Origin of the sequence: Paenirhodobacter ferrireducens (genome assembly GCF_004022265.1) — a bacterium.
Taxonomy (GTDB): domain Bacteria; phylum Pseudomonadota; class Alphaproteobacteria; order Rhodobacterales; family Rhodobacteraceae; genus Rhodobacter; species Rhodobacter ferrireducens.
This window is the reverse complement of sequence record NZ_SAVB01000003.1, coordinates 34715-57411: the sequence shown is the minus strand read 5'-3', so window position 1 is coordinate 57411 and position 22697 is coordinate 34715. Positions and strand designations below refer to the sequence as shown.

Here is a 22697-nt window from a genome sequence, read left to right as displayed (position 1 = left end):
CGTCACACGGTCGGCACCCGCCCCTTCCTGACAGGTTCCATGTTCGCAAGCTGCGCCGACCCGAAGGCCCTCGACGGCCTCGCCTGGATGCTGTGCTACCTGAGTTCAGGCAAGCACCTGCTGTTCTACGGCTCGTTCCTCGTGGTGATCGCGCTGATGCTGGTGGTGGCGCCGGTGGCGCTGGCCTTCGGCTTTGGCGGCGCGCTCGCCGCGCGCTCCCACATCGCGCCGCTGCGCTGGTTCGGCAAGGGCTACACCTCGATGGTGCGCGGCATTCCCGACATCATCTTCTTCCTGTTCGTGCCGGTGGCGATGGACCAGGGGCTGGAATACCTCCGCCACAAGATCCTCTGCCCGGACTGGACCGCGCCGATCCGGCAGGGTAACGACTTCCTCGTCTGCCCCGCGGCGAAGCTGCCGCTGAATTCCGCGCCGCAGATCTATCACGAGGTCTATGGCTTCGCGCTTGCCGTGGTGGCCTTCGCCATCGTCTTCGGCGCCTTCGCGGCGAATGTGATCTACGGCGCGATGCGGGCAGTACCGCGGGCCCAGCTCGAGACCGCCGAGGCCTATGGCATGACGCCCGCGCAGGTGCGCCGGCGCATCCTGATCCCGCAGATGTGGACCTATGCGCTGCCCGGGCTGTCGAACCTGTGGATGATCCTGATCAAGGCGACGCCGCTGCTGTTCCTGCTCGGCGTCGAGGATATCGTCTACTGGGCGCGCGAACTCGGCGCGACGAAATCGCAGATCTATGACTTCCCGCACCCCGACTGGCGGCTGTGGTATTTCCTGCTGCTGCTTGCCTTCTATCTCGGCATGACCCGGGTCTCGGAAATCGTGCTCGGCCGGCTCGCGACGCGGCTCGCGCGGGGCCAGGCGACGATGGCGGGCGAAGCGATGCGAAAGGCCGGCGCATGAGTTCCTCCTGCCTGCAGACGATCTCCGATTACGGCCTGCGCTCGCTCGGCTTTGGCGAGCGGTTGCTGCCGCGCGGCGATTTCACCCTGTGCGACCAGTTCACCCTGATCGGCTCGGGGCTGATCTGGAACATCTACTTCGGTGTCTTCGCCCTTGCCTTCGGCTTCTTCTTCGCCACCGCGCTCGCCCTCGCGAAGGCCAGCCCGAACCGCTGGCTGCGCAAGCCCGCCGAGTGGTTCATCTTCGTCTTCCGCGGCTCGCCGCTCTTCATCCAGTTCTTCATCGCCTATGAGGCGCTGGTGATGCTGCCGCGCACCGGCATCGACCTGTGGGGGCTGCTGATCCCCACCGACTGGATGACCTCGGCCTGGGCCGGCGCGCTCTTCGTGCTGTTCCTCAACACCTCTGCCTATTCCGCCGAGATCTTCTATGGCGCACTGCGGGCGGTCCCGAAGGGCGATCTCGAGGCCGCCGACGCCTATGGCATGACCGGCTGGACCAAGTTCCGCCGCATCGTCTGGCCAACCACGCTGCGTCTGGCCTGGCCCGCCTACACCAACGAGGCGATCTTCCTGTTCCACGCCACGACGCTCGTCTTCTTCTCGGGCTTCCCGGCGTTCCAGCAGCGTGGAGACGCGCTCTATTACGCGAAATTCTTCGCGGACAAGACTTTCAACCCCTTCGTCCCCTACCCGATCGCGGCGTTCTACTTCGTCTGTCTGACCGTCACCCTGATCGCGCTGTTCGGAGGGATCAACCGCCGCCTGAACCGGCATCTGCCGGGCGCGATCCGCCCGAAACTGAGGATCAGGCCGCAAATCATCAGGTGAGGACATGGACTGGCTCAGAGAACACCCCGAAGTGCGCACCATTCGCGTGGCAGCGGCGGACCTGAACGGGGTGGCGCGGGGCAAGCGCATCCCCGCAAGGTTCGCCGATAAGGTCTTCACCGAGGGGACGCGGTTTCCCTTCTCGGTGATGAACCTCGACATCTGGGGCGAAGACATCGAGGACAGCCCGCTCGTCTTCGAGACCGGCGATTGCGACGGGCTGCTGCGCCCGACCGAGCGGGGCTTCATGCCGATGCCCTGGCTCGCCTCGCCGACCGCGCTTCTGCCGATCTGGATGTTCCACATGGACGGCCGGCCCTATGCGGGCGATCCGCGTCAGGCGCTGGCCCGTGTCGTCGACCGCTACAAGGCGCGCGGCCTGACACCCGTGGTGGCGACCGAGCTCGAATTCTTCCTGATCGACGACAGCGGCAAGACCCTGCGGGTGCCGCCCTCGCCCCGCTCGGGCAAGCGGCGCACCGGCGGCGAAACGCTGTCCTTGCGCGCGCTCGATGCCTTCGACGCCTTCTTCAGCGCGCTCTATGACGCCTGCGAGGCGATGGACATTCCCGCCGACACCGCGATCTCCGAGGCCGGGCCGGGGCAGTTCGAGATCAACCTGATGCACCAGCCGGACGCGCTGAAGGCAGCCGATGACACCTGGGCCTTCAAGATGCTGGTGAAGGGGCTGGCGCGCAGCCACGGCTTTGCCGCCTCGTTCATGGCGAAACCCTATTCGCTGTGGTCGGGCAACGGCATGCACATGCATTTCTCGATCCTCGACGAGGCGGGGCGCAACATCTTCAACGACGGCAGCGAGAAGGGATCGGGGGCGATGCGCGCCGCGGTCGCGGGCTGCCTCGCCGCCCTGCCCGGCTCGACCCTGATCTTCGCGCCACATGCGAACAGCTTCGAGCGCCTCGTGCCGAACGCCCATGCGCCCACCGGCATCGGCTGGGCCTATGAGAACCGCACCGCGGCGCTGCGGATCCCGGCCTCGGGCCCGGCGGCGCGGCGGATCGAGCATCGCGTGGCGGGTGGCGACGTGAACCCCTATCTCAGCATCGCCGCGGTTCTCGGCGCGGCGCTGGTCGGGCTCGAGGACGGCCTGGTCCCCGACGATCCGATCATCGGCAACGCCTATGCGCAAAGCCTGCCGCAGCTGCCCGCGACCTGGAACCTCGCGATCAACACCTTCGCCGAAGACCCGCTGATCCGGCGCATCTTCGACGAGGAACTGGTCGAGAACTTCCTGATGACCAAGCGTCAGGAGGTGCATTACATGGCCGAGCTGTCCGAACAGGAACAGACCGAGCTCTACCTCGACACCGTCTGAAAAGGCCGGGCGTGCCATGTGCAAAGGGCCACCGCCCATGCGCAAACGGCCCGTCCGCCGCCCCTGCCGGCCCCCTTGCCCGCTTCGGGGCGGAGGGCTAGGCTTGCCCGACCCAACTGCACGAGACTTCCATGCTGATCGGCATCCTGCAAACCGGCGAATCCCCCGACATCCTTCGGGCGGACTCCGGCGACTATCCCGACATGTTCGAAACCCTGCTCGCCGGGCGCGGTTTCACCTTCCGCACCTATCGGGTGAAGGACATGGACTTCCCCGCCGACGTCCATGACTGCGAGGGCTGGCTGATCACCGGCTCGCGCTTCGGCGCCTACGAGGACCACCCGTTCATCAAGCCGCTCGAGGCCTTCATCCGCAAGGTGATCGCGGCGAAGGTGCCGCTGGTGGGTGTCTGCTTCGGTCATCAGATCATCGCCCAGGCCATGGGCGGCACCGTCGAGAAATTCGCCGGGGGCTGGGCCGTCGGGCCGCAGGACTATGATTTCGGCGGCGAGACGGTGACGCTGAACGCCTGGCACCAGGATCAGGTGACGAAGCGCCCCGAGGGCGCCGAGGTGGTGGGCGGCAACGCCTTTTGCGAGAATGCCGCCCTCGTCTACGGCGACACCGCCTTCACCGTGCAGCCCCACCCCGAGTTCCCCGACAGCTTCATCAAGGGGCTGATCGACACCCGCGGCACCGGCGTGGTGCCCGACGACCGGCTCGCGGCCGCCCGTGCCCGGCTCGGCGCGCCGAACCAGTCCGGCACACTTGCCGACCGGATCGCCGCCTTCTTCCTCAAACCCCGGGCCTGAGCCCCGAAAGGCACATCATGTCAGACTGGACCGATCTGATCCCGCAGGCCGCGCGCAACTACATCGCCGGGCGGCGCCTCGACGAGGTCGAGTGCATCGTCGCAGACATCGCGGGCGTCGCCCGCGGCAAGGCGATGCCGGCCTCGAAATTCGTGCATCAGGACCGCTTCTTCCTGCCGAACTCGATCTTCCTGCAGTCGATCACCGGCGAATGGGTCGACAACCCGATGGGCGCCTTCACCGAGCCCGACATGATCCTGACGCCGGACTGGAGCACCGCCACCGCCGCGCCCTGGACCGCCGACGTGACCTTGCAGATCATCCACAATGTCGAGGACCAGCAGGGCAACCCGGTGCCGACCGCGCCACGCAACCTGCTCAAGCGCATCCTTGCCCTCTACGAGGCCGAGGGCTGGAAGCCGGTGATCGCGCCCGAGATGGAATTCTTCCTCGTCGCGCGCAACCTCGACCCGAACCAGCCGATCATCCCGCCGATGGGCCGCTCGGGCCGGCGCGCCGCGGGCAAGCAGGCCTATTCGATGTCGGCCGTCGACGAATACGGCAAGGTGATCGACGACATCTATGACTTCGCCGAGGCGCAGGGCTTCGAGATCGACGGCATCTTGCAGGAAGGCGGCGCCGGTCAGGTCGAGATCAACCTCGCCCATGGCGATGCGGTGCATCTGGCCGACCAGATCTTCTTCTTCAAGCGGCAGATCCGCGAGGCCGCGCTGCGCCACGACTGCTTCGCCACCTTCATGGCGAAACCGATCGAGGGCGAGCCGGGCTCGGCGATGCACATCCACCAGTCGGTGGTCGACGTGAAGACCGGCGAGAACATCTTCTCGGAAGCCGACGGCAGCGAGAGCATCCAGTTCATGTATGCCATCGCCGGGCTGCAGAACCACCTGCCCGCGGTGATCGCGCTGCTTGCGCCCTATGTGAACAGCTATCGCCGTTACGTGCCGGACTTCGCCGCACCGATCAACCTCGAATGGGGTCGCGACAACCGCACTACCGGGCTGCGCGTGCCGATCTCGGAACCCGCCGGCCGGCGTATCGAGAACCGCCTCGCCGGGATGGACTGCAACCCCTATCTCGGCCTCGCGGCCTCGCTCGCCTGTGTCTATCTGGGCCTCAAGGAACAGAAGATGCCGCGCCCCGAGTGCATCGGCGACGCCTACATGAACGAGACCGACCTGCCCTACAACCTCGGTGACGCGCTGGATCTGTTCTCCGATTCCGCGCCGGTGCGCGAGGTGCTGGGGGTCGAGTTCTGCACCGTCTACGAGGCGGTGAAACGCAACGAATACAAGGAGTTTCTGCAGGTGATCTCGCCCTGGGAGCGGGAACATCTGCTGCTGAACGTATGAACCTTCTCTTCGCCAACGACCGTCCCGGGGAATTCCCGCAAAGCTTCTATGCCGCGAGCCGCGATCCGGCTCCGGACCGCCCCGCCCTTGCGGGCGCGATCCGTGCCGATGTCGCGGTGGTCGGTGCGGGATATACCGGGCTGTCGGCGGCGCTGCATCTGGCCCGCGCGGGGCGCCGCGTCGTCGTGCTCGAGGCGCATCGCGCGGGCTTTGGCGCCTCGGGCCGCAACGGCGGGCAGATCGGCTCGGGCCAGCGGCTCGAGATGCCCGACCTCGAGCATATGGCCGGCAAGCCCGCGGCGCGGCGGATGTGGGACATGGCCGAGGAGGCGAAGGCGCTGACCTATGCGCTCGCCGCCGAGGCGGGCGTGCCCACCCATCGCGGCATCGCCCATTGCGCGCTACACGAGCGCGAGGTCACCCACGCCCATCACATGGCCGAGCACCTCGCCACCCAGTACGGCTATGACGCGATCACGCCGCTTGACCGCGACGGGCTGGCCGCGCTGATCCCCTCGCCGCTCTATGTCGGCGGCGACATCGACCGCGGCGCGGGGCATGTGCATCCGCTGAACCTCGCACTTGGCATCGCCCGGCTGGCCGAGGCCGCGGGCGCGCAGATCTTCGAGCGCTCGGCGGTGACGAAGATCCGCCACGCCCATCACGCCGGCGAGACGAGCCGGGTGATCACCGCGGCAGGCGAGGTCAGCTGTGACCACGTGATCCTCGCCGCGAACGGCTATCTCGACCATCTCGAGCCGAAGATCGCCGCGCGCGTGATGCCGATCAACAATTACATCGTCGCCACCGAACCGCTCGGCCCCCGGCTGCGCGAGGTGCTGACCGAGAACATCGCCGCGCATGACACGAAATTCGTGGTGAACTACTGGCGCGCACACGAGGACCGGCTGCTCTTCGGCGGCGGCGAGACGGTCAGCTATCGTTTTCCGCGCGACATCGCCGCACTGGTGCGCAAGCCGCTCGAACAGGTCTACCCGCAGCTGAAGGGCGTGAAGATCACCCATGCCTGGGGCGGCACGCTGGCGATCACCGTGAACCGGATGCCCTGCTTCCGCCGTCCGCATCTGAACTGTCTTTCCGCCTCGGGCTTCTCGGGCCATGGCGTGGCGCTCGCCACCCATGCCGGCAAGCTGATGGCCGAGGCGGTGACGGCGACCGGCGACGGTTTCGACGTGATGGCGACACTGCCCGCCCATATCTTCCCGGGTGGCAGCCACCTGCGCTTCCCGCTCCTCGCACTCGGCATGGGCTGGTACAGCCTGCGCGATAGATTGGGATTCTAGGCGACACTTCGCCGGCGACACGAAACTTTCACTTGGCCTGCGGCCAGGAGCATCTTACTGCTTTTCTGAATATGACATTCAGGAAAGCTGAAACTCATGCCCCGTGATGGCGATCTCGCCCCGACCTGTCCCCCGCCGAACTGCTACGACGCCGAGCCTATCCCCGCGGCCGCCCGCGCCGAGATCGAGCGGCTTCTCAGCTCGGGCGATCTGTTCCGCTACACCTCGGAAAACGCGCCGGTGTCGCAGCTCGAAGCCGAATTCGCCGCCTTCATGGGCACCCGCTATGCCGTCGCCGTCGCCTCCTGCTCGGCGGCGCTGTTTCTCTCGCTGAAAGCGCTCGACCTGCCGCGCGGCGCGCGGGTGCTGGTGCCCGCCTTCACCTTCGCCGCCGTGCCCTCGGCGATCGTGCATGCCGATTGCGTGCCAGTGCTGGTCGAGGTCGGCGAAAACTTCCGCGTCGACCTCGACGACTTCCGGGAAAAGTTCGACGACAGCATCGCGGCGGTGCTGATCTCGCACATGCGCGGCCATACCTCGGACATGGACGCGATCATGGAGCTGGCCGACGCGAAGGGCGTGCCGGTGATCGAGGATGCGGCGCACAGCCTCGGCACGGTGTGGGACGGCAAGAAGATCGGCACGATCGGCAAGATCGGCTGCTTCAGCTTCCAGAGCTACAAGCTGGTGAACGCCGGCGAGGGCGGGGTGCTGGTCACCGATGACCCGGAACTCGCCGCCCGCGCGATCATCATGTCGGGCGCCTACGAGCACAATTGGAAGAAGCACCCGGGGCTGCAGAACAGCTTCGTGCACTGGCAAAACCAGCTGCCGCTCTACAACACCCGGATGCAGAACCTCTCGGCCGCGGTGATCCGCCCGCAGCTGGCCGAGGTGCCGCGCCGCGTGCGCGACGGGCTGGCGAACCACGATTACGTCGCGGCGAAGCTGAACGAGAGCCCCTGGCTCGACGTGCCGCCCGCCCTCGGCCCCGAGACGCGCGCCCCCGACAGCCTGCAGTTCAACCTCACGGGCGACTGGACCGATGCCGAGGCACTGCGCCTGCAGGACGAGGCCAAGGCCCGCGGCGTCGGCGTGCAGGTCTTCGGGCTGAGCAAGGACAATGCCCGCGCCTTCTGGAACTGGCAGTTCCTCGGCGATCTGCCCGAGCTGCCGAAGACCCGCGCGATGCTGATGCGCGCCTGCGACACCCGGCTGCCCGCGCGGCTGACCCGCCCCGAGCTCGACTTCATCGCCGATGCGATCGTCGAGGCGGCGGCGGCGGTCAAGGGCTGAGGACGCAGGGGGCGCTGCCCCCTCGCGGCTGACGCCGCTCCCCCCCGAGGTCTTTCGGGCAGGAAGAAAGCAGGGGCCTCGTCACTCAGGCGAGGCCCCTTCGCTTTTCATCTTGGCCCAAATACCTCGGGGGGCGCGCAGCGGGGGGCAGAGCCCCCCTCCCCGGTCACAGCCCGAGCCGCGGGATCTCCATCTTCGGGCAACGGTCCATCACCACCATCTTGCCGGCGGCGCGGGCGCGGGCGGCGCCTTCCTCGCTGATCACGCCAAGCTGCATCCAGACCGTGCGCAGCGCCGGCAGATGGGCAAGCGCCTCTTCGACGATGCCCGGCACCGCCTCGGGGGCGCGGAAGATGTCGACCATGTCGACGGCGATCTCCGCCGGGATCGAGGCGAGATCGGCAAAGACCGTCTCGCCAAGGAAGCTTTGGCCGGCAAGGCCCGGGTTGACCGGAATCACCCGATAGCCCTTCGTCTGCAGGAAGGCCGCAACGTAATGCGAGGCGCGGTCGGGTTTCGCGGAAAAGCCCACGACGGCGATCACCTTGGTGGTCTGCAGGATCTCGCGGAGTTCGGCATCGGTCATGGCAGCCTCCCTTTCAGCCGGACAGATAAAAATGCGCCCGAACCAGAACGGCCGGGCGCACAGGTGCGGAACGAGGGACAGTGAACTGAAACACAGCGGTTCCAAGCTGCGCTTCTGTCATCATACATAGGAATGCGTCCCCCCGGTTAAAGGGGGGCGGCCGCGAATCGCATCTTTGTGAAGCTGCGACAGGCATCCGTCCGTCCGCGCGCGTCAGCGGTTCGTGGCCGCGTAGAGCGCCACCGCCGCCGCGTTCGACACGTTGAGCGAGCCGAATGCGCCCGGGAATGGGATCTTCACCAGCCGGTCGCAGGTGTCGCGCGTCTTCTCGCGCAGCCCCGGCCCCTCGGCGCCCAGCACCAGCGCCACGGGCCGCGTGCCGACGGCGGCCAGCGCCTCGCCCAGCGTCTCCTCGGCCTCGCCCGCAAGGCCGAGCAGCACATAGCCCATCTTGCGCAGCTCTTCCATCGCATCGGCGAGGTTCGTCACGCGCAGATAGGGCTGGCGTTCGAGCGCGCCCGAGGCAGTCTTTGCCAGCGCCCCGGTCTCGGGCGCCGAATGGCGCGCCGGCGCGACCACGGCGCGCGCGCCGAACACCTCGGCCGAGCGCAGGATCGCACCGACGTTGTGCGGATCGGTCACCCGGTCGAGCAGCACGACCAGCGGCGCGCCGCGGCCGGTGAGCGCCACGTCCTCGAGCTTGCCCCAGTCGAGCGGCTTGACCTCGAGCGCGGCGCCCTGATGCACGGAATCGGGCGCGAGCGGCACCTGCGTGTCGAACTTGCGCGGATCGACGATCTCGGCCGTCATCCCCGAGGCGGCGATCGCTTCAGTCAGCTTGTCAGAGGCGTTCTTCGTCAGCACCAGACGCAGCTTCACCCGCGCCGGGTTCACCAACGCGTCGCGCACCGCATGCAGGCCGAACAGCCACACGGTTTCCGCCGCCGATGCACGCTTGGCGCGCTCCTTCTCGATCACCCAGGTCGGTTTCTTCATCGCCGCTCCCCTTTTGTCCCTTCCTGCGCCGGCAGCGCCGTTTTGGCAAGAGCCGCGAAAACCGTCAAAAACCCGCTTGACGCCCCCCACCCCCTTCGGTAAATCCCGCCCCACGTCGGGTGACGAGCTGCAAGGTGCGGCAGCGGACTGTAACTCCGCCGGGGAGACCCACGCCTGGTTCGATTCCAGGGTCACCCACCACTCCCCCTCAGGATTGGTGATTTCGCAAGGCCTGCGGGCACTTCCGCCGCGGTCTTCGCGCGCGCGGCACCTTCCCTCCGTCCCTGCTCTGCCGCTATAGTAAGCCGACAGTGAAAGGCAGTACGATGACGGGCACAGTGGCCGGCGGGCAAACCTACAACGTGTTCTGCGTGGCGCAGGCGGGGCGGCTCGAATACGAGGCGATCCTCTTCACCCATTCCTTCCGCAAGGCGAACCCCGACTTCGCCGGCCGGCTGCTGGTGGCCGAGCCCACCGGCGCCCGCTGGTCGCAGCCGGTGCGGATCTCGGACCCGGTGCGGGCGCTTCTGGCCGACGCAGGCGCCGAGATCGTGCCCTTCGAAAACAAGCACTTCGGCGAGATCTACCCGCATGGCAACAAGATCGAGGCGATGACGGCGCTGCCCGCCGAGCCCTTCGTCTTCTTCGACACCGACACGCTCTTCACCGGGCCGCTGAGCTCCGTGGGCTTTGATTTCGCCCGCCCCTCCGCCTCGATGCGGCGCGAGGGCACCTGGCCCGAACCGCCGCTCTACAAGGTCGGCTACACCGAGATCTGGAAAAGTCTCTACGACCATTTCGGCCTCGATTTCGAAAGCTCGCTCGACCTCAGCAAGCCCGATGAATACTGGCAGCGCTATCTCTACTTCAACGCCGGCTGGTTCTTCGGCGCCGATGCCCAGGCCTTCGGCAAGCGCTTCCTGCATTACGCACATTGGATCCGCTGGAACACGCCCGAGGAGCTGGCCTGTCAGTCGCTCGATCCTTGGCTCGACCAGATCGCGCTGCCGCTGGTGATCCATTCCTTCGGCGGCGGCCGGCCGGGACCGGAGCTGGCCGGGCTCGACGGCGCCGTCACCACCCATTACCGTGCCCTGCCGCTGCTTTACGCGCGCGAGAGCGACGCCGCGGTGGCGGTGGCTGAGGCGGTCGCCGCCCCGAATGCGGTGAAGAAGGTGCTGAAGAACTACGAGCCGGCAAAGAAGCTGATCTATCAGAACAAGGGGCAGAAGCTGCGCCGCAAGTTCGACCGCAACGATCTGCCCCGGCGCGAGCAGGTGCTGCGCAATGCGATCCGGCGCGAGGGGCTCTGGTTGCGCTGAGAGCTCTGCCACATTTCCTTCACGGTCTTCCCGCAATCCGACCCCAGTTCCGCTTTAACCTTTTGGCAGAGTGAGGATGGAGAAACCCATGGATCGGCTCATGGAATTCACGATACCGATTCTCGGTGCGGATGTTCCCGTCGTCATGACGACTCTGACCGGAATCGGGTTGGCGATCTTTGCCGAGGCCGTGCACACCGGCCTCGGCACCTGGTTCCGGCCGCTGCGCTTCCTCGGCACGCTGCTGGCTCTGGCGCTGGCCTCGGCCTTTGCCGCCGAGCTTCTCGCCTTCATCGTCCAGCCCTTCTCTCGCGCAGGCATCGTCTCGGCCGGAGCCGACGGGCTGATCGCGTCGACGGCCGTGCTTGGTGCCATCGGCTTCACCTACATGATCCTGAAGTGCATCATCGCGCCCGCCTGGTACCGGCTGCGCGACTATCTGCACCTCGGCCTCTAGCGCGCCGGCCGGAACATCCCGCACAAAACGAATGTGTTTGAAGCGCCCCGGACCCGGCGATAGGGTTCGCCCCGTTGCATTCCGGGAGGCGCATATGACCGACTTTTCCTTTGACACGCTGCAGGTGCACGCCGGGGCCGAACCCGACCCCGCGACCGGCGCCCGCCAGGTGCCGATCTATCAGACCACCGCCTATGTCTTCAAAGACGCCGACCACGCGGCGCGGCTCTTCAACCTGCAGGAAGTGGGCTACATCTATTCGCGCCTGACGAACCCGACGATCTCGGCGCTCGCCAGCCGCATCGCCGCACTCGAAGGCGGCGCGGGGGCGGTGTGCTGCTCCTCGGGCCACGCTGCGCAGATCATGGCGCTCTTCCCGCTGATGGGGCCGGGGCTCAACATCGTCGCCTCGACCCGGCTTTACGGGGGCACCATCACCCAGTTCGGCCTGACGATGAAGCGCTTCGGCTGGGGCTGCACCTTCGTCGATTTCGACGACACGGCGGCGATCGAGGCCGCGGTGGACGAGAACACCCGCGCGATCTTCTGCGAGTCGATCTCGAACCCCGGCGGCTACATCACCGATCTCGACGCGGTGGCGAAAGTGGCCGACAAGCTCGGCCTGCCGCTGATCGTCGACAACACCCTCGCCTCGCCCTACCTGTGCCGCCCGATCGAGCATGGCGCGACGCTGGTCGTGCATTCGACAACGAAATACCTCACCGGCAACGGCACGGTGATGGGCGGCGCGATCGTCGATTCCGGCAAGTTCGACTGGTCGGCCTCGGACAAGTTCCCCTCGCTCAGCGCGCCCGAGCCGGCCTATCACGGGCTGAAGTTCCACGAGGCGCTCGGGCCGATGGCCTACACCTTCCACTCGATCGCGATCGGGCTGCGCGACCTTGGCATGACGATGAACCCGCAGGCGGCGCATTACACGCTGATGGGGATCGAGACGCTCAGCCTGCGCATGGAAAAGCACGTGGCGAACGCGAAAGCGGTGGCCGAGTGGCTCGAGAAGGATCCGCGCATCGACTATGTCACCTGGGCCGGTCTGCCGTCCTCGCCCTGGCACGACCGGGTCGCGAAGATCTGCCCGAAGGGCGCCGGCGCGCTCTTCACCGTGGCGGTGAAGGGCGGCTATGACGCCTGCGTCAAGCTCGTCGACAATCTGAAGCTCTTCAGCCATGTCGCGAACCTCGGCGATGCGCGCTCGCTGATCATTCATCCGGCCTCGACCACGCACCGCCAGCTCAGCGAGGAACAGCAGGTCGCCGCCGGCGCCGCGCCGGGCGTGGTGCGGCTGTCGATCGGGATCGAGGATGTGGCCGACCTGATCGCCGACCTCGATCAGGCCCTGACCGCCGCGACCGCCTGAGGCGACGCCACGAGAACCGACAAGGCCGGACCCCGCGCCCGGCCTTTTTCCGGGGCGGGCGCAGCAGAAATACGTCCGCGGCCTGCGGGTGACAGTCCCTCCGAGGATCGCCCGCATCACTTTTTCAACATTCGGCGGAGAAATGCCGCTCAAGGCGGGCGCAGGCGGGGCCTGCGGCCCGGGCGCCGCTTTTCATGGCGGAGAAGATGCTTTACCAAGGGAGGAACCGCCCGCGCCCATTCCGGCGCCCGTTCCGCAGGTCCAGAGCCCCCGACATGAAACCCAGCTTCGCGCTCAATCTTTCGCATGACGGCATCGGCCTGCTGCTCCGCACCCCGACCGGCTGGGAAGTCCTGGGCGAGGTCAGCCTCGATGCGCCGAACCTGTCCGAGGAACTCGGCCGGCTGCGCCGCCTCGCCGAGGCGCGCGCGCCCGAGACCGGCGTGCTGACGAAGCTCATCATCCCGGCGAGCCAGATCCTCTATGCCGAGATCGCCGCCCCCGGCCCGCGCCCGGCGATGCGCCGCCGCCAGATCACCGCCGCGCTCGAGGGAATGACGCCCTATAAGGTCCCGGATCTGGTGTTCGACTGGTCCGGCCGCGGCGAGACGGTGCAGGTGGCGATCGTGGCGCGCGACACCCTCGCCGAGGCCGAGAGCTTTGCCGAGGATTGGGGCTTCTGCCCGGTGGGCTTCGTCGCCGTGCCGGCGCCCGGCCGTTTCGCCGGCGAGCCCTGGTTCGGGCTGAGCTCGGTCGCCGGCCGGCATCTGCCCGACGGCACCCGGCTGGACCGCGACCAGGACCCGGTGCCGCTGGCCTCGGCGCCCCATGCCGCAGCGGACGAACCGGTTCTGGAAAGTGTCGAGCGCGTCGAAGAGCCGGCGCCCGAACCTCACGAAGCTCCCGAAGCTGATCTGGACGCAATCGCCCCGGCCGAAGAGCTTGCGGCCCCCGAGATCGTGACCGCGACCGAAGACCCCGCCGCTGGAGACACCCTCGTCCCCGACGAGGCCGCCCCCGAGGCCGAAGCGCAGCCCGCCCCCGAGGCACCCGAGGTCGCCGCGGCACCGCCCGCCGAGGCCAGCGCGGACGAGACCGAAGCCGAGCCGGCCGAGATCCCCGCGGACGCGCAGCCTCAGCTCCCGGCCGACGCCGAGGAGCTTCCCGCGACGGAACCGGCGGCTGTGCCCGAGCCCGCCACAGAAACCGCACTGCTCGCCACAAGCGACGATGACACCGGCAGCGAGATCGACGCCCCCGAGGCAGCGCCCGATCTCGACCGGGCGCCGGACGGGCCGCTCGAGCCCGAGGCGGCCCCTGCGACCGAAACCACGGCGGACGACAGCCCCGCGGAGCCGATCACGCCGGCCTCCCCGATCGAGGCGCCGGCCGAACACCCGGTCGAGGCGGATGCCGCTCTTGCGCCGCTGGACGCGATGCCCGAGGCGGAAACGTCCGAGCTGGCGGCCGCGGAAGGCCCCTCCGAAAGCGACACGCTTGCCGTTGCGGCGGCCCTTGCCGCCGCAGAAGTGAGCGCGATCGAGGAGACCGCCGAAGCAGCCGAGAAGATGGCCGAGGCCGAAGAGGACACCGCTGAAGAGCACGCCGCCGAAGACGATTCTGCCGAAGCGACGGCAGAGGTCGAAACGGACGTGGCGGAAGAGGACACGGCCGAAGCAGTCCCCGAGGCGGAGACCGACGAGGACGTGCCCGAGGCGGAAAACCCGCCCGAACCGGCCACCGACGGCGCAGCGGAGGCCGGGACCGGCACCGCCGCGCGCACAACACGCATCCCGCCGCTGGCCGGTGTCGCGCGCGCCTCCGCCCCGCCCCGCCCGCTTGGCGGCGCGGTGCGCCCGGCCGCGATCACCGCCCCGGGGCTCGAGCTGACCGAGGACGAGGCCGCACCGGTGCTTGCTGCGCCGCGCAAGCCGCGTCCCGCCGAGCCAAAGCCCGCTCCGGGTGCGCACACCGCCGTTCCGCCCGAGACCACGGTCTTCGGCGCGCGGCGTCAGAAGCAGATCGGTGGCAAGCCGCGGCATCTCGGCATCGCGCTGATGCTGGCCTTGGTGATCTTCCTTGGTCTGGTGGCGATCTGGGCCTCCTATCTCGATACGCCTGCCCCCGTAGCGAACTCCGTCGCGGCGCCGGAACAGGACAGCGCCGCGCAGGGCCTGTCCCTCGGCACCGACAGTGCCGCGCTGACCGGCGGGCCGGCGGATGCCGCATCGGACCTTGCCACGGCCTCGAGCCCCGACAGCCCTGGCCCTGCCGACGCGGCGGCAAGCGATATCCCCGCCGATGCCGACCTTGCCGGCATCGATGCGGAGATGGCGGCCGATGGCGTGATCCCGGAAGCCACTCCGACCGGCAGCGCCGAGGGGCTGGCCGCGGCCCCCGACGGCACGCTGTCGAGCCCGCAGCTGCCTGCCGAGCCCGCCGCCGACGGGCAGGATCCGGCCCCGGCCGCCCCGGTGGCCGATGCCCTCGCCGCCGCGGCAGAGGCCACCGCCGCCGGCGCCCCGGCCGGCGCCATTCTTGCCCCCGCCGCGCCGCAGCCCGACCTTCAGCCCGCCGTCCCAGCCGCCCCGCCGCCCTTCGAGGAGCTCGCCCGCGTCTCACCGGGCGCCTCCTTCGAGCCGACGCCCGAGGGCGTGGTGACGCCGGGCGGGTTCACCCTCTACTCCGGCCGGCCGCCGCGGGCCTCGCGCGCGCGCCCCGATGCGGTGACCAAGGCCGCCATCGCCGCCGAAGAGGCCGCCGCCCTGCCCTGGGCCGACCCGGCGCTGAAACGTTTCAAACCGAAAACCCGGCCCGCGACGGTCGAGACCGCCGCGGCGGTGGCGGCGACGGCCCCCGCCCCGCAACCCGCCCCTGCCGCGACAGAGCCCCCCAAGGCCACCGAGGCCGAAACCGAGACCGCGGCCGCCCCCGTCGCGCCGCTCTCGGCCGAGGCGCAACGCCTGGCCGCACAGCGTCCCTCGACCCGGCCGAGCGCCGTCGAACGCAGCGCCGAGGCCGCCGCGGCCGCCGCCGAAGCCGAGGCCGCCAAGGCCGAAGCGGAAGCCCAGGCGGCGAAAGCCGAAGCCGAAGCCGGTGCCACGGCACAGGCGGTGTCGGTCTCGCGCCGCCCCGCGGCCCGGCCGCGCAGCTTCAAGACCTCGGTCGAACAGGCGCTGGCCCTGGCGATCGCCGCCGAACCCGAACCCGTCATCGCCGCCGCCGCACCGGCGCCGGTGATCGCAGCCCCCGCCCCGGCGTCGCAGAAGGCCGCCCCCGCGGCCCCGCAACGCGGTGTCGCCGCCGCGCCGGAACCGGCGGTGGAGCTCGACGAACCGGAACCGACACTGCCGACGAAGCGGATGCCGACCTCGGCCTCGGTGGCGAAACAGGCGACCGAGCAGAACGCGCTGGCGCTGCGCGAGATGAATCTGATCGGCGTCTACGGCGCCTCGGGCAACCGCCGCGCGCTGATCCGCATGCCGAACGGCCGCTTCGTCAAGGTCGCCGTCGGCGACCGGCTCGACGGCGGCCGGGTGACGGCGATCGGCGACGGGCAGCTGAGCTACCAGAAGGGCAGCCGCACCCTGATGCTGAAGATGCTCAAAGGCAGCTGACGCGCGATAACAGCTTCGACAGACGCCGGTTTCAGCCTTGTCGCCGGGGCGTGATGCTCTAGGCTTGTGCCGTCCATCCTCTCCCTGCCCTTCGGCTGCTTCGGGCGGCCCAGAGAACGAGTCCCCGCGCCATGACCGGCTTCCTGATTCAGGCCACGCTTTATCTTTTCGCGATGGTGATCGCGGTGCCGCTCGCGACCCGCGCCGGGCTCGGCTCGGTGCTGGGCTATCTCTGCGCCGGCATCCTGATCGGACCGGTGCTGGGCCTGTCGGGCTCGGAGATGACGGATCTGCAGCATTTCTCCGAATTCGGCGTGGTGATGATGCTGTTCCTGATCGGGCTGGAGCTGGAACCGCGCGCGCTCTGGGCGATGCGCGACAAGCTGGTGGGGCTGGGCGGCTTGCAGGTGCTGCTGACGATGGCGCTGGTGACGGCGGTATCGCTCGCCTTTCACCAGACCCTGCCGGTGGCGGTCGCACTTGGCATGATCTTCTCGCTCTCCTCGACGGCGATCGTGCTGCAGACGCTGAACGAGAAACGGCTGATGCAGACGGCCGGGGGCCGCTCGGCCTTCGCGGTGCTGCTGACGCAGGACATCGCGGTGATCCCGATGCTTGCGCTGCTGCCGTTGCTGGCGCTGCCGGGCGCGCGTGCCGTCGCCAAGGCCGAAGCCGCGGGCGATCACCCGGTCAGCCGCTTCATCGACAGCATGCCCGGCTGGGGCGTGACGCTGATGACGCTGGCCGCCGTCGCCTTCATCATCATCGCCGGGCACTATCTGGTGCGCCCCGTCTTCCGCTTCGTGCACGGCGCTCGGCTGCGCGAGATCAACACCGCGATGGCACTGCTGATCGTGGTGGGTATCGCCTCCCTGATGAGCCTTGTCGGGCTGTCGCCGGCGCTTGGCACCTTCCTTGCCGGCGTGGTTCTCGCCGACAGCGAGTTCCGGCACGAGCTCGAAAGCGACATTGAGCCGTTCAAGGGCCTGCTGATGGGCCTCTTCTTCATCACCGTCGGCGCCGGCATCAACTTCGCGGTGATTACCGCCCAGCCGTTCCAGATCATCGCCCTCGTCGCCGCACTGGTGGCGGTGAAGGCCGGGGTGCTGTACGTGCTTGCCCGCATCTTCCGGCTGAAGGGGGCCGACCGCGGCCTCTTCACCCTTGGTCTTGCGCAGGCGGGCGAGTTCGGCTTTGTCCTCGTCTCCTTCGCGGTCAGCCAGCGGATCTTGCCCACACCGGTCGCGGAAAAGGTGCTGGTGCTGATCGCTCTCTCGATGCTGATCACGCCGCTTCTGTTCATCCTGAACGAGCAGTTGTCCCGCCGGCTGCGGCGCGAGGACGACGGCCCCGATGCCGACGAGATCGATGAGCAGCAGCCGATCATCATCGCCGGCGTCGGCCGCTTCGGGCAGGTGGTGAACCGGATGGTGACGATGTCGGGCTTCCGCACCACGGTGCTCGATGCCGATCTGAAGACGATCCAGCTGATGCGTACCTTCGGTTTCAAGGCCTATTTCGGCGATCCGACGCGACCCGACCTGCTGGCGGCAGCGGGGCTGGCGAAGGCGCAGGTGCTGGTCGTGTGCCTTGACGACAAGGCCTCGGCGAACCGGCTGGTGGCCTATGCCCGCTCGGTCCGGCCCGATCTGCACATCATCGCCCGCGCCCGCGACCGCATCCATGTGTTCGAGCTCTACAAGGCGGGCGCCAACGACATCGTGCGCGAGCTCTTCGACTCGTCGCTGCGCGCGGCGCGCTATGTGCTGGAAAACGTCGGGCTGAACGAGTTCGAAGCCTCGGAGCTGGAGAAGGTCTTCTTCAAGATCGACCGCGCCGCGGTGCGCGACCTCGCGCAGGCCTGGAAGCCCGGCGTGCCGATCGAGCAGAACCCCGACTACATCCAGCGCACCCGCGAGCTGAACGCCGAGCTGGAAGCGGCGATGCTGAAGAGTTTCGCGCGACGCGAGGACAAGAGCGAGGAGCCCGAAGCCACCCCCGCCACGCCGCTCGACAGCCGGAGCTGAAATGCGAACGGGCCCCGCAAGGGGCCCGTGATAAACGCGCGGTAGCCAGTGCTCAGGCGGCGCGGCCGACCAGAACGTCGTCGACCTTCTTCGCCGCACCGGCTTCGTCGGTGCCCGAGACCGCCGCAACCTCGCGGGTCAGCCGCTCGAGCGCCGCCTCGTAGAGCTGACGCTCGGAATAGGACTGCTCACGCTGGTCATCGGCGCGGTGCAGGTCGCGCACCACCTCGGCAATCGACAGCAGGTCGCCCGAGTTGATCTTCTGTTCATATTCCTGCGCCCGGCGCGACCACATCGCGCGCTTGACCTTGGCCTTGCCCTTCAGGGTTTCCAGCGCCTTCGACACCACATCCGGGGTCGACAGGCCGCGCATGCCGATGTCGAGCGCCTTGTAGGTCGGAACGCGCAGCGTCATCTTGTCCTTCTCGAAGGAGATGACGAACAGCTCGAGCCGGAGACCGGCAATCTCCTGCTCCTCGATCGAGATGATCTTGCCGACGCCGTGGGCAGGGTACACAACGAAATCGTCCGGACGAAACTCGGTCTTCTTGGTCTTGGTCATTCAGTCGCTTCCTCGCAGCCGGTCCTTCGCCCACCGTTTTCAGCGCAGAAAACATCCCCGGCGCCGAAGCTCCGCGATGTCATTCTCTGTCACCGGAAACGCCCCGGAAAGGCGAGCAGAGCCGCCGGGGCTTGGGGGTCGAACATCCTTGTTACATGAATGTAGCACAAAATAAGGCCATTTCAAAGCACTGCAGCACGACACGACAACGTAATGCCGCAGTTTCAAGGCCTTGGCTGCGAAAATTCCGTTTCTTTCCCTTGGGGAAGCAGCCCTGACGCAGCCGAATCAGGGGAAAGGACCGCCGGCAGCGGGGCCCGGTCGATCAGTCGCCGGTGCCGGGATTCGGCGAGAAGTATTTCTCGAGCTTGCCGGTCTCGCCGTCGTGCTTCTCATGATCCGGAAGCGGCTCTTTCTTCTGGGTGATGACCGGCCAGATCTCGGCGTATTTGCGGTTCAGCTCGACCCAGCTCTCCATCCCCGGCTCGGTGTCCGGACGGATCGCATCGGCGGGGCATTCGGGCTCGCACACACCGCAGTCGATGCATTCGTCGGGGTGGATCACCAGCGTGTTCTCACCCTCGTAGAAGCAGTCCACCGGGCAGACCTCGACACAGTCGGTGTACTTGCAGGCGATGCAATTGTCGGTGACGACATAGGTCATGGAGAACCCCCGGATCGTTTGCGCTTTTTCCGCTTCCTAGCCCTGCCGTGCGGATCAATCAAGAGCGCGGCGGCCGGAAAGACCGGCCGCGGCATTCTTGCCGCGGGCTCAGGACGGGCGTTCCGCGGTTTCGACGCCCGGGGAAACACCGGCCTCGCCGAGTTCGAGGAACAGCTCGGCCGCCTCGGTCGCGGGGCCGCGGCGCAGGCCGCAACCAAGGACGCGCAGAACCCGCACCCGCCCGGCGACCGCAATGGTCAGAACGTCGTCCGGGCCGACGGCGCGGCCCGGCTTGTCGGTGCGGGTGCCGTTCACCCGGACCCGCCCCTTCGACACCAAGTCGGCGGCCAGCGCGCGGGTCTTCACCACGCGCGCGTGCCACAGCCACTTGTCGATGCGGATGCGCTCCGGGCTCTCCTCCACTCAGGGCTTGCTCTTGAAGCCCATCAGCGCGGCGGCGAAGGGGTTGTCCGGGTCGATCGGCTTGTCCTTCTTCGGCGGACGGGCCTCGTAGGCGCGGCTCTTGTCCTCGTCGCGCGGCTTGCCATGCGGCTTGCCCTTGCCCTTCGGCTTGCCGCCCTTGGCGCCGTCGCGGTCGCCACGGAACTCGGGCTTGCCCCCCTCGCGGCGCGGCTTGCCACCGCCCTCGCCCTCGCGACGCGGGGCGCGCTCGGGGCGCTGCGGGCGCGGACGCGGGGCCCAGGCGAAGGTGTAAAACACCTCGGTCTCGGGTTCGGCCGCGGCGGCCTCGGCTTCGGCCTCGGTCTCGGCAATCGGCGAGGTCTCTTCCGGGATCGGGTTCTCGGCGCCCTCGACCGGCGGCTTCGGCTCGGCCACCGGGCGGGTCTTCGCCCGCTCGCCCTTCTCGGCGCGATAGCCCAGCCCCTGCATCAGGTCGGCGAACTGCTCAAGCGTCATGCCGGTGATCGACAGCATGTCGGGCGTCGCCTCGAAGCCACCGCGGGTGTCTTGCGTGCGCAGCAGGTCGGCGAGACGTTCGAGCATGTCGATGCGGATCGCGCGGCTACCCGCCGGGCGATAGCCCGACAGCGTGTAGGCCGAGGCCGGCACTTCGGCGATATGCGGGATCGTCACGAGGCCCGGAGGCGGGCTTTCGGGGAATTCCTGCAGCCCGTCCCACAGCGAGGCGAGCACGAGGCGCAGCCGCGTCGGCGCGGGCTTCAAGAGCGCCTGCTGGAAGATCGTGTACTGGCCGAAGCGCACGCCATGCTTGCGCAGCAGGCCGCGGGCGTCCTGGTCAAGCTCCTTGACCTCGTTGGCCACGCCCTCGCGCGGCAGGATGCCCATGTGCTCGACCAGCCGGAAGGCGAAGCCGCGGGCAAGCCCCGTCAGCGCCTCGTCGCGGCTCATCGCCAGAAGCGGCTCGAACAGCGCGGCGACCTTGCGGTCGATGAAATGCTGCAGGCGGCGCTTGACCTTCTCGGCCACGTCGGCGCCCGCTTCCTCGTCGACGAAGGCCTCGACCGAGGGCTTCATCGGGTCGGAGCCCTTCACCAGCTTGCCCACCGCGAGCTCGCCCCACATCAGGCCACCCTGCTCGGTGAAGTCCATCTCGGTGTCGGGCGCGTTGTAGAAGCGGTCCGCCCGCAGGCTGAACTCGGGCTTCAGCGCCTCGTAGGCGGCGCGCGCCAGCATCTTCGCCTCGTCAGGCGACGTGGTCGCATCCTGCCGGAAGCGGAAGCCTTCCAGACGGCCGGCGAATTCGCCCTCGACCGTCACTTCGCCCTTGTCGTTCACCTCGGCCACGAGGGTCTCCTTCTGCTTGAGCCGGCGCAGCAGCACAGAGGTGCGCCGGTCCACAAATCGTTGGGTCAGCGCACCGTGCAGCGCATCCGACAGGCGGTCTTCTACCGCGCGCGTTTCCTCGCGCCAATGGGTTTCGTCATCGACCCACCCCTTGCGTTGCGCCACGTAGGTCCAGGTGCGGATGAAGGCGAGCCGTTTCGACAGCGTGTCGATGTCGCCCTGCACCTTGTCGATGCGCGAGATCTGGCCCGCAAGCCAGTCCGAGGGCACACCCTTGCCCTCGCGCAGGAAGCCGAAAATGCGTGCCAGAAGCGTGGCATGTTCGGCCTCGGAAATCGAGCGGAAATCGGGAATGCGGCAAACGTCCCACAGCAGGCGCACATCATGCGGATGGCCGATCCGGCCGGCAATCTCGGGGATCTCGACCAGCGCCTTCAGCGCGCGCAGGTCGTCCGCCTCGCGGCCGCGGGTCAGCCACTGGTTCTGCGGGCTTTCCTCGAGCGAGCGGATCAGCCGCTCGGGCGTGCCGAATTCAAGCCGCGGGTTGCGCCATTGCAACCGCTGGATCGGGGCGAAGCGGTGCTCCTCGACGGCAGCGATCACCTCGGGCGGCGGCGGGCTCGCCTCGCCGGTCACGCCGAAGGTGCCGTCCATCGTGTGCCGCCCGGCGCGGCCGGCGATCTGGCCGATCTCGTGCGGGAACAGGGCGCGCATCCGGCGGCCGTCGAATTTCGCCATCGAGGAGAAGGCGACATGCTCGATGTCGAGGTTCAGCCCCATGCCGATGGCGTCGGTGGCAACGAGGTAATCGACGTCGCCCGACTGATAGAGCGCCACCTGCGCGTTGCGCGTGCGGGGCGAAAGCGCCCCCATCACCACCGCCGCCCCGCCCTTCTGGCGGCGCAGCAGTTCCGCGATGGCATAGACATTTTCAACCGAAAACCCGACGATCGCGCTGCGCGGCTTCATCCGGCTTGTCTTTTTCGAACCTGCCCAGCTGAGTTTCGAGAACCGCTCGCGGCGGGTGAACTGCACCCCCGGCACCAGCGCCGCAATCGCGCCCTTCATCGTTTCCGAGCCCAGGAACAGCGTCTCGTGCAGCCCGCGCATGTGCAACAGCCGGTCGGTGAAGACATGGCCGCGCTCGGGATCGGCACAGAGCTGGATCTCGTCGATGGCGACGAAATCGGCGCCGACCTCGGGCATCGCCTCGGTGGTCGCGACCCAATAGGCCGCGCGCTCGGGCACGATGCGCTCCTCGCCGGTGACCAGCGCCACGACCGAGGGGCCGCGCGCGCTCACGATCCGGTCATAGACCTCGCGCGCCAGAAGCCGCAGCGGCAGCCCGATGACGCCGGTGCGATGCGCCAGCATCCGCTCGATCGCGTAATGCGTCTTGCCGGTGTTGGTCGGCCCGAGGACCGCGGTGATCCGCCCAGACATTTCCCC

18 protein-coding genes and 1 tRNA gene are annotated in these 22697 nt (G+C 68.3%); 13 read left to right on the top strand and 6 right to left on the bottom strand.

The window, feature by feature from the left end; translation table 11 throughout:
- Positions 1–39 precede the first annotated feature (39 nt).
- The 7 genes from EOW65_RS02965 (at position 40) to EOW65_RS02935 (ending at position 7872) form a co-directional block, all read left to right on the top strand.
- Positions 40–921, top strand: coding sequence for an ABC transporter permease (locus tag EOW65_RS02965; RefSeq protein WP_128147523.1), 882 nt, complete (start codon positions 40–42; stop codon positions 919–921).
- The gene (locus EOW65_RS02960) at positions 918–1751 is read left to right on the top strand and encodes an ABC transporter permease (RefSeq protein WP_128147522.1); all 834 of its coding nucleotides are present in this window, start codon (positions 918–920) and stop codon (positions 1749–1751) included. The genes EOW65_RS02965 and EOW65_RS02960 overlap by 4 nt, the downstream gene beginning before the upstream one ends.
- Before the next feature lie 4 nt (positions 1752–1755).
- Entirely contained in the window at positions 1756–3087 is a 1332-nt protein-coding gene (locus tag EOW65_RS02955) for a glutamine synthetase family protein (RefSeq protein WP_128147521.1), read from the top strand.
- 131 nt (positions 3088–3218) lie between these two features.
- Complete coding sequence (locus tag EOW65_RS02950; protein ID WP_128147520.1) at positions 3219–3899, top strand: type 1 glutamine amidotransferase; 681 nt, start codon at positions 3219–3221, stop codon at positions 3897–3899.
- Positions 3900–3916: 17 nt separating this feature from the next.
- Positions 3917–5272 (top strand): glutamine synthetase family protein, encoded by a 1356-nt coding sequence (locus tag EOW65_RS02945; protein ID WP_128147519.1) that lies wholly within the window; start codon positions 3917–3919, stop codon positions 5270–5272.
- Positions 5269–6576, top strand: coding sequence for an NAD(P)/FAD-dependent oxidoreductase (locus EOW65_RS02940; protein WP_128147518.1), 1308 nt, complete (start codon positions 5269–5271; stop codon positions 6574–6576). Before EOW65_RS02945 ends, EOW65_RS02940 begins: the two co-directional genes overlap by 4 nt.
- 96 nt (positions 6577–6672) lie before the next feature.
- A complete protein-coding gene (locus EOW65_RS02935) occupies positions 6673–7872 on the top strand; it encodes a DegT/DnrJ/EryC1/StrS family aminotransferase (protein ID WP_128147517.1) in 1200 nt (399 codons plus the stop codon).
- Positions 7873–8038: 166 nt separating this feature from the next.
- Here the strand turns inward: EOW65_RS02935 and EOW65_RS02930 are convergent, their stop codons facing one another.
- Together EOW65_RS02930 and rlmB are read right to left on the bottom strand one after the other, a co-directional pair.
- On the bottom strand, positions 8039–8458 hold the full coding sequence (locus EOW65_RS02930; protein ID WP_128147516.1) for a CoA-binding protein: 420 nt from the start codon (positions 8456–8458) through the stop codon (positions 8039–8041).
- A gap of 213 nt (positions 8459–8671) precedes the next feature.
- Entirely contained in the window at positions 8672–9454 is a 783-nt protein-coding gene (gene rlmB, locus EOW65_RS02925; RefSeq protein ID WP_128147515.1) for a 23S rRNA (guanosine(2251)-2'-O)-methyltransferase RlmB, read from the bottom strand.
- A 117-nt stretch (positions 9455–9571) separates the two neighbouring features.
- Between rlmB and EOW65_RS19880 the strand changes: the two genes are divergently transcribed.
- The 6 genes from EOW65_RS19880 (at position 9572) to EOW65_RS02900 (ending at position 18255) form a co-directional block, all read left to right on the top strand.
- Positions 9572–9655, top strand: a tRNA-Tyr gene (locus tag EOW65_RS19880).
- Between the two features lie 125 nt (positions 9656–9780).
- The gene (locus tag EOW65_RS02920; RefSeq protein WP_128147514.1) at positions 9781–10776 is read left to right on the top strand and encodes a hypothetical protein; all 996 of its coding nucleotides are present in this window, start codon (positions 9781–9783) and stop codon (positions 10774–10776) included.
- 145 nt (positions 10777–10921) lie between these two features.
- Positions 10922–11233, top strand: coding sequence for a hypothetical protein (locus EOW65_RS02915; RefSeq protein WP_128147513.1), 312 nt, complete (start codon positions 10922–10924; stop codon positions 11231–11233).
- 94 nt (positions 11234–11327) lie between these two features.
- Entirely contained in the window at positions 11328–12611 is a 1284-nt protein-coding gene (locus EOW65_RS02910) for an O-acetylhomoserine aminocarboxypropyltransferase/cysteine synthase family protein (protein WP_128147512.1), read from the top strand.
- 275 nt (positions 12612–12886) lie between these two features.
- On the top strand, positions 12887–16228 hold the full coding sequence (locus EOW65_RS02905) for a hypothetical protein (protein ID WP_128147511.1): 3342 nt from the start codon (positions 12887–12889) through the stop codon (positions 16226–16228).
- A 131-nt stretch (positions 16229–16359) separates the two neighbouring features.
- Positions 16360–18255, top strand: a complete 1896-nt coding sequence (locus tag EOW65_RS02900; protein WP_128147510.1) for a monovalent cation:proton antiporter-2 (CPA2) family protein — start codon at positions 16360–16362, stop codon at positions 18253–18255.
- A gap of 52 nt (positions 18256–18307) precedes the next feature.
- Here the strand turns inward: EOW65_RS02900 and EOW65_RS02895 are convergent, their stop codons facing one another.
- The 4 genes from EOW65_RS02895 to EOW65_RS02880 form a co-directional block, all read right to left on the bottom strand.
- Entirely contained in the window at positions 18308–18817 is a 510-nt protein-coding gene (locus EOW65_RS02895) for a CarD family transcriptional regulator (protein WP_113901795.1), read from the bottom strand.
- A 325-nt stretch (positions 18818–19142) separates the two neighbouring features.
- Positions 19143–19481, bottom strand: a complete 339-nt coding sequence (fdxA, locus tag EOW65_RS02890) for a ferredoxin FdxA (RefSeq protein WP_113901794.1) — start codon at positions 19479–19481, stop codon at positions 19143–19145.
- 108 nt (positions 19482–19589) lie between these two features.
- On the bottom strand, positions 19590–19904 hold the full coding sequence (locus EOW65_RS02885; protein WP_128147509.1) for an RNA-binding S4 domain-containing protein: 315 nt from the start codon (positions 19902–19904) through the stop codon (positions 19590–19592).
- Positions 19905–22691, bottom strand: a complete 2787-nt coding sequence (locus EOW65_RS02880; protein WP_128147508.1) for a helicase-related protein — start codon at positions 22689–22691, stop codon at positions 19905–19907.
- Positions 22692–22697 lie beyond the last annotated feature (6 nt).

What these genes read in the sequence shown, in the direction of transcription:
- EOW65_RS02930 (WP_128147516.1), bottom strand. Translation starts at nt 8,458, where the DNA reads ATGACCGATGCCGAACTCCGCGAGATCCTGCAGACCACCAAGGTGATC.
- EOW65_RS02960 (WP_128147522.1), top strand. Translation starts at nt 918, where the DNA reads ATGAGTTCCTCCTGCCTGCAGACGATCTCCGATTACGGCCTGCGCTCG.
- EOW65_RS02910 (WP_128147512.1), top strand. Translation starts at nt 11,328, where the DNA reads ATGACCGACTTTTCCTTTGACACGCTGCAGGTGCACGCCGGGGCCGAA.
- EOW65_RS02895 (WP_113901795.1), bottom strand. Translation starts at nt 18,817, where the DNA reads ATGACCAAGACCAAGAAGACCGAGTTTCGTCCGGACGATTTCGTTGTG.
- EOW65_RS02940 (WP_128147518.1), top strand. Translation starts at nt 5,269, where the DNA reads ATGAACCTTCTCTTCGCCAACGACCGTCCCGGGGAATTCCCGCAAAGC.
- EOW65_RS02965 (WP_128147523.1), top strand. Translation starts at nt 40, where the DNA reads ATGTTCGCAAGCTGCGCCGACCCGAAGGCCCTCGACGGCCTCGCCTGG.
- EOW65_RS02945 (WP_128147519.1), top strand. Translation starts at nt 3,917, where the DNA reads ATGTCAGACTGGACCGATCTGATCCCGCAGGCCGCGCGCAACTACATC.
- EOW65_RS02880 (WP_128147508.1), bottom strand. Translation starts at nt 22,691, where the DNA reads ATGTCTGGGCGGATCACCGCGGTCCTCGGGCCGACCAACACCGGCAAG.
- EOW65_RS02920 (WP_128147514.1), top strand. Translation starts at nt 9,781, where the DNA reads ATGACGGGCACAGTGGCCGGCGGGCAAACCTACAACGTGTTCTGCGTG.
- EOW65_RS02935 (WP_128147517.1), top strand. Translation starts at nt 6,673, where the DNA reads ATGCCCCGTGATGGCGATCTCGCCCCGACCTGTCCCCCGCCGAACTGC.
- fdxA (WP_113901794.1), bottom strand. Translation starts at nt 19,481, where the DNA reads ATGACCTATGTCGTCACCGACAATTGCATCGCCTGCAAGTACACCGAC.
- EOW65_RS02905 (WP_128147511.1), top strand. Translation starts at nt 12,887, where the DNA reads ATGAAACCCAGCTTCGCGCTCAATCTTTCGCATGACGGCATCGGCCTG.
- EOW65_RS02915 (WP_128147513.1), top strand. Translation starts at nt 10,922, where the DNA reads ATGACGACTCTGACCGGAATCGGGTTGGCGATCTTTGCCGAGGCCGTG.
- EOW65_RS02950 (WP_128147520.1), top strand. Translation starts at nt 3,219, where the DNA reads ATGCTGATCGGCATCCTGCAAACCGGCGAATCCCCCGACATCCTTCGG.
- rlmB (WP_128147515.1), bottom strand. Translation starts at nt 9,454, where the DNA reads ATGAAGAAACCGACCTGGGTGATCGAGAAGGAGCGCGCCAAGCGTGCA.
- EOW65_RS02900 (WP_128147510.1), top strand. Translation starts at nt 16,360, where the DNA reads ATGACCGGCTTCCTGATTCAGGCCACGCTTTATCTTTTCGCGATGGTG.
- EOW65_RS02955 (WP_128147521.1), top strand. Translation starts at nt 1,756, where the DNA reads ATGGACTGGCTCAGAGAACACCCCGAAGTGCGCACCATTCGCGTGGCA.